Origin of the sequence: Pseudomonas sp. CAM1A (genome assembly GCF_047501685.1) — a bacterium.
Lineage (GTDB): Bacteria > Pseudomonadota > Gammaproteobacteria > Pseudomonadales > Pseudomonadaceae > Aquipseudomonas.
Map to the genome: position 1 here is coordinate 1,015,817 of NZ_JBFNXP010000002.1, position 7,838 is coordinate 1,023,654.

Genomic DNA, 7,838 nt, shown 5'->3' on the forward strand with positions numbered 1-7,838 from the left:
GGCACCCTCGGGGTGCCGTCGGGCCTTTAATCGCGGAGGAGGCCGGTCAGCCCTTGGCCGCCATCGCCGTCACTTCCACACGCATCCCTTCGAACGCCAGCGAAGCCACGCCCACCGCAGCCCGCACCGGCCATGGCTTCTTGAAGAACCGCTGGTAGACCTCGTTGAACGCGGCGCGATCGGCCATGTCGGTCAGGTAGATGGTCAGGTGCAACACCCGGTCCATCGAGCTGCCGGCGCGCTCCAGGGCAACTTTCAAAGCCTGCAGGGTGCATTCGCACTGGGTGGTGATGTCGCCCAGCTCGAGGCTGCCGTCGGCCTGCACGGGGATCTGGGTGCTGACCAGGATGCCGTTGTACTCGGCAACGTCCGAGGAGATCGAGTCGGCGTCCGGGTCGGGGGTGTAGATGATGTCGCTGTGTGCCATGGGGTTTCGCCTTGCAACGGAAGGAAACCGCCAAGCCTACGCGAGCAGGCAGGGCAGGTCGAGGCAGGGCGGTCGGTCGCGGGCATTTGAAATACCTGGCCGGGACCGGCAGAATCGCGCCCCACCCGGCCACAGGCGCCGGGCCCTGGTCGTGAAAAGAGGCTTTCGTTGAACGAACACACATTGTCCATGCGCCTGGAGCGCGTGGCCGCCCATGTGCCGGCGGGCGCGCGCCTGGCCGATATCGGCTCGGACCACGGCTACCTGCCGGTGGCGCTGGCGCGTCGGGGCGCGATTGTCGCGGCCGTGGCCGGCGAAGTGGCGCTGACGCCCTACCAGGCCGCGCAGCGCACCGTGCGCGAGAATGGCCTGGAGGACCGCATCACTGTGCGCCATGCCAGTGGCCTGGCGGCGATCGAGCCGGGTGACGGCATCACCGCGATCAGTGTCTGCGGCATGGGCGGCGAGACCATCCGCGACATCCTCGAGGCCGGCAAGCAATACCTGGGCGGGCATGAGCGGTTGGTCCTGCAACCCAACGGCGGCGAGCACGCGCTGCGTCAGTGGCTGATGGACAACGGCTACCGGATCGTTTGCGAGGAAGTGCTGCGGGAAAACCGTTTCGATTACGAAATCATCGTCGCCGAACGTGCCGAGTCGGTCAGCTACACCGCCGAGCAGTTGTACTTCGGCCCGCTGCTGATGCAGGCGCGTAGCCCGGCATTCCTGTTCAAGTGGCAACGCATGCTGCGCCAGAAACACCAGACCCTGGCCAACTTCGCCCGGGCGCGCCAGCCAGTGCCGGAGGACAAGGTGCGCGATATCACCCGTCAGGCGCAGTGGATTACCCAGTTGCTGGCGTGAAGCACCTCACCTTGGGTTGACCACCTTGGCTGGCACTTTGAGCACCAGCACGGCACCCAGCGCGATGGCCACGGCCAGTACCTGCAAGGCCAGGCCCGGGCTGGCGGTGCTGTCGCGCATCCAGCCGATCAGGTAAGGCGCGGCGAACGAGGCGATACTGCCGAACGAGCTGATCATGGCGATGCCGGCGGCCTGGGTACCGCCCGCCAGGAACGCAGGCGGTAGCTGCCAGAACATCGGCAGCGCGGCGCTGGCGCCCATGCCCGCGACCACCAGCCCGCTCATCACCAGCAAGGCGTCGCCCGGCGCCCATCCGGCCAGGGCGATGCCGGCGGCGGCCATCAGCAATGGCCCGCACAGGTGCCAACGGCGTTCGCGGTGACGGTCGGAGGAGCGTCCGCAGCCGAGCATGAACAGGCAACCGGCCAGATAAGGGATGGCGCTGAGCAGGCCGACCTGGCCATCGCTGCCGATGCCGGCCCCGTGGATCAGGCTGGGCATCCAGAAAGCCAGGGTGTTGACTGCCAGCATCACCGCGAAATAGATCGCCACCAGCAACCAGACATGGGCGTCGCCCAGCAGCCCGCGCATCGAGTCGATCGGCTTGTGCCGCTCCTCGCGGGCCATTTCCTCGCGCATTGCGCGCTTCTGATCGATGGTGAGCCAAGCCACCTGCTCGAAGTTGTCCGGCAGGGCCTTGAGCACCACCAGCCCGAGCAACACCACCGGCAGCCCCTCGATCAGGAACATCCACTGCCAGCCCCGCATGCCGCCCTGATCGTGAAACGCCTGCAGGATGCCGCCGGACAATGGCCCGCCGACCACTCCGGCCAAGGGCACGGCGATGGCGAACAACGCCGTGATCTGGGCGCGGCGCCGGGCTGGATACCAGCGGTTGAGCACCACGAGGATGCCAGGGAAGAAACCGGCTTCGGCCACTCCCAGCAGGAAGCGCAAGGCATAGAACCCGGCGGCGTCCTGCACCCACATCATGCCGGTCGACAACAACCCCCAGACCACGATCAGGGTGGCGATCCAGCGCCGCGGGCCGACCCGCTCCAGGGCTAGGTTGCTGGGCACGCCGAACAGCGCATAGGCGATGAAGAACAGGCCGGCGCCCAGGCCGTAGACGGTGTCGGAAAAGCCCAGGTCGGCGCTCATCTGCATCTTGGCGAAGCCGATGTTGATGCGGTCCAGGTGGGCGAACAGGTAGCACACCAGCAGCAGCGGCATCAGCCGCCAGGTGATGCGGGCGTGGGTAGCATCGCAGGCGCGCACGGGCGGGGCCGTGGAAGTATCGATCGTATTCATGGTTCGGGACGTTCTTGTTGTTGTCCCGGCAGATCATGCGGTGCCGTGTGAGGCGGGCAAATGCACTTTCAGCAAGATGGCTGGTATTTTTCCCAGGGCTTACAGCTGCGAGCAGTTGCCCATCTGGCGGTAGTCGACCTCGCGGGTCTGGCCCTGGTGGTCGACGTAGACCATGTGCGCGGTGCCGACCTGGCAATCGGCGTCGTTGCTGGCCGGAGTGATCGAGATGACCTTGGCGATGTCCAGCGGCATGCCGTATTCGTAGGTACTGGGGCTGTTGTCGGCGAAGGCGCCGAACGAGGCGAGGGTGGCACTGAGGGCGAGCAGGGCAATCGAACGTTTCATGACAGGTACCTCATTTATTGCGGATAGCTAATGATCCATTCATTTGTGTTTCACAATAAATGGGCTATCCCGTGATAGATTCCTGCCTTTCATGTATGAATGAGGGTGCCTGCCCATGGACATGCTGCATGCGATGCGAACCTTCGCCCGGGTAGTGGAATGCGGCAGCTTCGCCGGGGCGGCCCAGGCCCTGGATATTTCCGCCGCGCAGGTGTCGCGGATCGTCGCCGAACTCGAGAACCAGCTGCAGACCCGCCTGCTGCACCGAACCACCCGGCGCCTGCGCATGAGCGAGGCGGGCGAGCGCTTTCTCGAGCGCACCCGGCAGATCATGCTGCTCACCGAGGAGGCGGTGGACGAGGCGCGCGGCGCCCACCTCACGCCCCGTGGCCGCCTGCGCTTCCATTGCACCCATGGCCTGGGGCTGTTGATGATGCCGCTAGTGGCGCGCTACAACGCGACCTGCCCGGAAGTGGTGATGGAACTCACCCTGTCGCAGCGCAACCCCGACCCGCTGGCCGAGGGGCACGACGTGGTGATCACCATCGGCCAGGGCCTGCCGGACTCGCAACTGATCGCCATTCCGCTGGGCAGCATCCACAGCATCCTGTGCGCCTCCCCGGATTACCTTGCCCGCCACGGCGTACCCGAGCGCCCCGAGGATCTGCAAGCGCACGTCTGCCTGCGCACCGTCGACCCGCTGTTCGAGGAGGACTGGTCGTTCGAAGGCCACCCCGACAATTGCGTGATCGTGCCCCAGGACACCTTCCTCACCAACGTGGCCGACGCCATGCTCAAGGCCACCGAACTGGGCATGGGAGTGGGCCTGCTGCCGTACTACTCGGCGAGCCAGGCCATGCAGGAAGGGCGCCTGTGCCGGTTGCTGGCGCCGCATCGGCTGCGCCAGCGCGAGATCTATGCGATCTATCCGTCACGGCATTACCTGGATGCCAAGGTGCGCACCTGGCTGGATTTTCTCAAAGAGCAACTGCCGGTGTTGTTTGCCGAGCACCAGCGCGTGGTGGACGAGCCCCGTTACTGGCGCTGAAAACCGCGCGTTTCGCGGTTCACCGGCTGTCTTGATCCTCGGCGCTGCCACCAGAGGCCCCGGCCCCGCTGCCGGTGGCTTCCCCGGTACTGTTGGAGCCGCCAGCGGCACCGTCGGCGGCGTCAGAGTCGGTACCGGTGTCACTGCTGTCGTTGTCCTTGCCACCGGGGCTGTTGACGCTGCTGCCTTCACCGGCGGTCTTGCCTTGCTCGGTAGTGTGCTCTTTGTGCGTGCCGCTCCCGTTCATGTCGGTGGCCGCGAGGGCGAGTGAGCTGCTGCTGCCCAGCATCAGGGCCAGCAGCAAGGCGAGGGGACGTGGATTGACCATGATGAATCTCCTGTCGGATGACCTGTCATGGTTGGGCTGCCGCGATGGCTCCAAGGTGCCCGTCAAGCGACGGGCGGTCCTTGGTGTCTGCCGTCAGTGCGCGTCTGGGCGTGGTGCCTGCTGGGCGTGCGTGGTGTCCATCGCCTCCAGCGTCGGATGCTCCTGCGCCGCATGCATCAGGTCCTCGGTCACCCGCAGTTCCGCGCCGGTCGGCGAGAAGGTTGCGGTGGGCGCGAACGGCGCAGGGTGCTCCGGGGCTGGGCGTTTGCCGCGACGCCACAAGAAGAACCCGACCATGGCCAGGTTGATCACGGCGAAGGCCCAGAACAATCCGACTTCGCCGTAGGCGGTCATCATCGGCGAAATGGCCAGCGGGGCCATGGCCGAGCCCAGCGAGTTGATCAGCAGCAGTCCCTGGATCATCGGCACCAGCGCGTCGACCGGGGCACGGTCGGCGGCGCTGCTGACAGCCACCGGGTACAGCGCGAACACGCCGCCGCCGAGCAGGAACAGCAGCGCCGGCAGCAGCACGGTGTCGGCTGGCAGCAGCACGATCAGTACCGACAGCACGGTACACAGGGCGGCCAGGGCGATCAGCACGTCCTGGCGGTCCTTGCGGTCGGACCAGCGCCCGACCGGGTACTGCAGCAGCATGGCGCCGAGGATCACCCAGGCCATCATGTCGCCGGTCTCGCCGACGTCCAGGCCGATGCGTTGCAGGTACAGCGGCAGCAGGGCATAGATCCCGGCGATGGCGACCCCCGAGCCGAAACAGCCGACCAGCCCGGTTGGCGCCACGCCCAGCAGTTGCCGCGGCTTGAGCGGCTCGACCTGATCCAGCAGCGGCGATACCCGGGGCAGGATCACGATCGGCAGCACCGACAGCGTGGCGAGCATGCCGGCGACCATGAACGGCGCGGTCTCGCCCCAGCCAGTGACCTCGCCCAGGGCGGCCTGGGCGATCACTCCGGCGCCATAGAAGGCGATCATGTACAGCGCCAGCAGGCGCCCGCGGATCTTCGCGTCACCGGCCAGCAGCAGCCAGCTTTCGATCACCAGGAACACGCCGACCGCGGCCCAGCCGTTGATCAGCCGCAGCACGAACCACCAGGTGGTGTCGTAGAACAGGCCCTGCAGCAGGATGGTCGCACCGATCAAGGCGGCGAAGCTGCTATAGGCGCGGATATGGCCGATGCGCAGGATCAGCCGGTCGTTGAAGATCGCGCCCAGGGTCAGACCGATGAAGTAGGCCGAGGACACCACGCCGATCATGGTCGCCGATTCGCCGGCGGCGCCCAGGCGCAGGGTGGTCAGGGAAGACAGCACGCCATTGCCCAGGGCAATGATGAACAGGCCGAGCAGGGGTGCCAGCGCCATCGCCAGCAAACGCACAGACATAGTTACCTCAAGGTTGAACAGAGCTCAGATGCGCCTTTTCGGCTGCACGTGGCGGACAGCGACGTACAGTGCGGCCTGGGCGGGATGCGAGCTTGGCAAGAGTCAACCGCGGGGCCTGTTGGGTGAAGGCCGGGCGGGGCGGTTGAGCCTGTGGCACATGCGTGATGTGTGAGGCACGGACGCGGTCTTTGCGGGGGCTTGCCACCGGCTGGGGCGACGGGCGAAAAGGAGGCGGGATTTTACGGCCTGTACAGGATTTGCCAAGAGGGGAAAGGCTGCGACGAGAGGCCGCAGGGGTCAGGCCGTTTTGCGCGCGATCAGCAGCAAGGATTGCGGCACCTGGCTCTGCGGATGTTGCGGCTCCTGCAGTTCGACCAGGTTGAAGCCCGCCAGCTCCAGCGCCTTCAGCCAGCTGCCGAGGGTGCGGAAGTACCATGGCATCGGGCGCCAGTCGCCGGCGAGCCTGACGAATGATTCCTCGCGCCAGCCATCCTGGTAGTGGCCGGCGGCTGCCGTCCAGGGATGCAGGGTCTGGATCAGCAGCGCGCCGTCGGGCCGCAGCAGGTCCCGCATGGCCGTGAGCAGGGGAATGATGTCTTGCTGGAGCAGGGCGAAGTTGGCGCAGATCAGGTCGTGATCGTGGCCGATGCCCTGCATGCCTGCGATCACTTGTTCATAGCTGGCCAGGTGGACCTGCGCCGAACCCGCTTCGCGTGCTGCGGCGACCAGGGTCGCATCGCCATCCACCCCGACTGCATCGATGCCCCTTGCGGCCAGGGCACGGAGCAGCCAACCCTCGCCGCAGCCCAGATCCAGCACACGACCGGGCTGCAGGCCGAGCACGGCCAGGAGTATCGCCTGGTCGGTGACCTGGCGGCGGGACTCGATGGCGCCGGAGCGAACGGCTTCGATCCAGGCCTTGGCGTTGTGTTGCCAGCTGTCCAGCAGTGGGTCGGTAACCATGGTAATGCTCGGGGTCTAAGGTGGCTGTAGCATAGGCCAGTCTTGTGCGCCTGCCCCTTTGCTCTGCACACTGGCGCCTCTGGGAAGGAGCATGGCATGGCACTTGCGAAAGCGGATTTCACCACGCGCCTGCTGGTTGACGCGGGTATCGGCCCCGGCATGCGCGTGCTCGATGTCGGGTGCGGCAGTGGCGAGGTGAGCTGGCTGCTGGCCGGCCTGGTAGGCGCCGACGGCGCGGTGGTGGGTATCGACCGGGCGGCTGGCGCCCTGGAGATCGCGCGCCAGCGTGAACGCCGCAAAGGGGCGGCGGTACCTGAGTTCGTGGCTGCCGAACTGTGCGCGTTGCCCGCGACCCTGGGGTTGTTCGACGCCATTGTCGGGCGGCGGGTACTGATGTACCAGGCGGACCCGGTCAAGGCGTTGCGTGCGTTGGCCCGGCCCCTGTTGCCTGGCGGGCTGATGATCTTCCAGGAGCACGATGGCAGCCTGGCCCCGGCCAGCCAGGCGTCTTTCCCGTTGCACCACAAGGCCCAGCAATGGTTGCGGCGCATGCTTGCCCATGAGGGGGCGGACCTGCAGATCGGCTTCAACCTGCACCGTGTGTTCAGCGAGGCGGGGCTGATGGTCGAGGACCTGCGTGCCGAATGCCTGGTGCAGACGCCCGACAGCGCCTACCCGCTGGGCGAGATCATCCGCGCTTGCCTGCCGCGGATCATCGGCCATGGCGTGGCCACGGCGCGGCAGGTGGGGATTGACACATTGCAGGCGCGGTTGGATGCCGAGCGGCGACGGTCGCAGGACATTTACATCGGCGATGTCGCCTTCGGTATTTGTGCACGTAAGCGTTGATTATGAAGTTGCTCTTCATGCGCATATAACTCTTAAAACGCACGCTGTGCAAGTCAAAGTCAAAGTCAAAGTCAAAGTCAAAGTCAAAGTCAAAGTCAAAGTCAAAGTCAAAGTCAAAGTCAAAGTCAAAGTCAAAGTCAGTCGGTATCGGTTTTCATAGTTGTAAGCGCATTCATTTACGATGTCGACGCGCACTCACCTTTTCGCCCTTACGGCGAGTCACTTTTTGTCAAACGCGACAAAAAGTAACCAAAAAACGCTGCGCTCCATTCATCCGGCCCTCCGCTTCGCTCCGGGTCCCCTCA

General features: G+C 65.7%; 9 protein-coding genes. 3 read left to right on the plus strand and 6 right to left on the minus strand.

Going from position 1 to position 7,838, the window contains the following annotated elements; all coding sequences use genetic code 11:
* Positions 1-46: 46 nt before the first annotated feature.
* The gene (locus ABZO33_RS08375) at positions 47-427 is read right to left on the minus strand and encodes a RidA family protein (RefSeq protein WP_046855763.1); all 381 of its coding nucleotides are present in this window, start codon (positions 425-427) and stop codon (positions 47-49) included.
* Between the two features lie 168 nt (positions 428-595).
* On the opposite strand from ABZO33_RS08375, the gene ABZO33_RS08380 reads away from it, so the two are divergent.
* Positions 596-1,291: a tRNA (adenine(22)-N(1))-methyltransferase gene (locus tag ABZO33_RS08380; protein WP_414535654.1), complete on the plus strand. Its 696-nt coding sequence runs from the start codon at positions 596-598 to the stop codon at positions 1,289-1,291.
* A gap of 6 nt (positions 1,292-1,297) precedes the next feature.
* On the opposite strand, the gene ABZO33_RS08385 is transcribed toward ABZO33_RS08380, so the two are convergent.
* Positions 1,298-2,602, minus strand: coding sequence for an MFS transporter (locus ABZO33_RS08385; protein WP_414535655.1), 1,305 nt, complete (start codon positions 2,600-2,602; stop codon positions 1,298-1,300).
* Positions 2,603-2,701: 99 nt separating this feature from the next.
* On the minus strand, positions 2,702-2,947 hold the full coding sequence (locus ABZO33_RS08390; RefSeq protein ID WP_046855760.1) for a DUF2790 domain-containing protein: 246 nt from the start codon (positions 2,945-2,947) through the stop codon (positions 2,702-2,704).
* 115 nt (positions 2,948-3,062) lie between these two features.
* Here ABZO33_RS08390 and ABZO33_RS08395 point away from each other — a divergent pair, with 115 nt between their 5' ends.
* The gene (locus tag ABZO33_RS08395; RefSeq protein WP_414535656.1) at positions 3,063-3,995 is read left to right on the plus strand and encodes a LysR family transcriptional regulator; all 933 of its coding nucleotides are present in this window, start codon (positions 3,063-3,065) and stop codon (positions 3,993-3,995) included.
* Positions 3,996-4,014: 19 nt separating this feature from the next.
* Here ABZO33_RS08395 and ABZO33_RS08400 read toward each other — a convergent pair whose 3' ends face one another.
* The 3 genes from ABZO33_RS08400 to ABZO33_RS08410 form a co-directional block, all read right to left on the minus strand.
* A complete protein-coding gene (locus tag ABZO33_RS08400) occupies positions 4,015-4,323 on the minus strand; it encodes a hypothetical protein (protein ID WP_414535657.1) in 309 nt (102 codons plus the stop codon).
* Positions 4,324-4,416: 93 nt separating this feature from the next.
* A complete protein-coding gene (locus ABZO33_RS08405) occupies positions 4,417-5,721 on the minus strand; it encodes an MFS transporter (protein WP_414535658.1) in 1,305 nt (434 codons plus the stop codon).
* A 297-nt stretch (positions 5,722-6,018) separates the two neighbouring features.
* Positions 6,019-6,684 (minus strand): class I SAM-dependent methyltransferase, encoded by a 666-nt coding sequence (locus ABZO33_RS08410; protein ID WP_414535659.1) that lies wholly within the window; start codon positions 6,682-6,684, stop codon positions 6,019-6,021.
* Positions 6,685-6,780: 96 nt separating this feature from the next.
* On the opposite strand from ABZO33_RS08410, the gene ABZO33_RS08415 reads away from it, so the two are divergent.
* Positions 6,781-7,533: a methyltransferase domain-containing protein gene (locus ABZO33_RS08415; protein ID WP_414535660.1), complete on the plus strand. Its 753-nt coding sequence runs from the start codon at positions 6,781-6,783 to the stop codon at positions 7,531-7,533.
* Positions 7,534-7,838: the final 305 nt, after the last annotated feature.

Excerpts from the sequence above, each read along its gene's own strand:
- ABZO33_RS08395 (WP_414535656.1), top strand. The coding sequence starts at position 3,063 with ATGGACATGCTGCATGCGATGCGAACCTTCGCCCGGGTAGTGGAATGC.
- ABZO33_RS08400 (WP_414535657.1), bottom strand. The coding sequence starts at position 4,323 with ATGGTCAATCCACGTCCCCTCGCCTTGCTGCTGGCCCTGATGCTGGGC.
- ABZO33_RS08385 (WP_414535655.1), bottom strand. The coding sequence starts at position 2,602 with ATGAATACGATCGATACTTCCACGGCCCCGCCCGTGCGCGCCTGCGAT.
- ABZO33_RS08415 (WP_414535660.1), top strand. The coding sequence starts at position 6,781 with ATGGCACTTGCGAAAGCGGATTTCACCACGCGCCTGCTGGTTGACGCG.
- ABZO33_RS08375 (WP_046855763.1), bottom strand. The coding sequence starts at position 427 with ATGGCACACAGCGACATCATCTACACCCCCGACCCGGACGCCGACTCG.
- ABZO33_RS08410 (WP_414535659.1), bottom strand. The coding sequence starts at position 6,684 with ATGGTTACCGACCCACTGCTGGACAGCTGGCAACACAACGCCAAGGCC.
- ABZO33_RS08405 (WP_414535658.1), bottom strand. The coding sequence starts at position 5,721 with ATGTCTGTGCGTTTGCTGGCGATGGCGCTGGCACCCCTGCTCGGCCTG.
- ABZO33_RS08390 (WP_046855760.1), bottom strand. The coding sequence starts at position 2,947 with ATGAAACGTTCGATTGCCCTGCTCGCCCTCAGTGCCACCCTCGCCTCG.